The 506-nt window shown below is 53.4% G+C and carries 1 protein-coding gene; it reads right to left on the reverse strand.

The genetic code is table 11. The features are described 5' to 3' along the window. Positions 1–168 precede the first annotated feature (168 nt). On the reverse strand, positions 169–492 hold the full coding sequence (locus tag IEY53_RS34870) for a transposase (protein ID WP_189032955.1): 324 nt from the start codon (positions 490–492) through the stop codon (positions 169–171). Positions 493–506 lie beyond the last annotated feature (14 nt).

The following is a 506-nucleotide window of genomic DNA, read 5'->3' on the forward strand; positions in this document are numbered from 1 at the left end:
TGACGGGAGCACCCGCCTGGTCATAGGAGTAGCCGGGAACCGGACGACCTTTGCCTACAGGCTGCTGGGGTTCTGGATGACGGAGACGGTAGTAGTACGTGGAACGGGGGACGCCACAAATGCGCAACACCGTACGCACCGGATAACCCTGTTTAATCCAATGGGTAGCTACTTCCAGTCGGGGTACTTTTTTTTAACCAGGTCCCGTAACATGCGGTTCTCTACTTCTTTTTCACCCAGTAGCTTGACTGCTTCGTCGTACTTCTTTTGGAGTTCATGGAACTGTGCGGCATCCTGCTGGAGTTGTTTGGCGTCCTTCTCTTTTTTCACCATAAGGTCGTTCACCTCATCCTGATATTGGCGGACCCAGTTGCCCAATGTTTTGGGGGAGAGGCCATGCTTCCGGGCGACCACCTCTGTCCGGTAACCCGACAGCACCTCCACCACAAGCATCTTCTTCGTTTCTACCGGGCACTGAAATCGTCTTTTCATGGATTCTTCCTCCA

This window comes from Paenibacillus albidus (assembly GCF_014644435.1).
Classification (GTDB): domain Bacteria; phylum Bacillota; class Bacilli; order Paenibacillales; family Paenibacillaceae; genus Paenibacillus_AQ; species Paenibacillus_AQ albidus.

Bases quoted from the DNA above. Each gene is read 5' to 3' on its own strand.
- IEY53_RS34870 (WP_189032955.1), bottom strand. From the start codon at position 492: ATGAAAAGACGATTTCAGTGCCCGGTAGAAACGAAGAAGATGCTTGTG.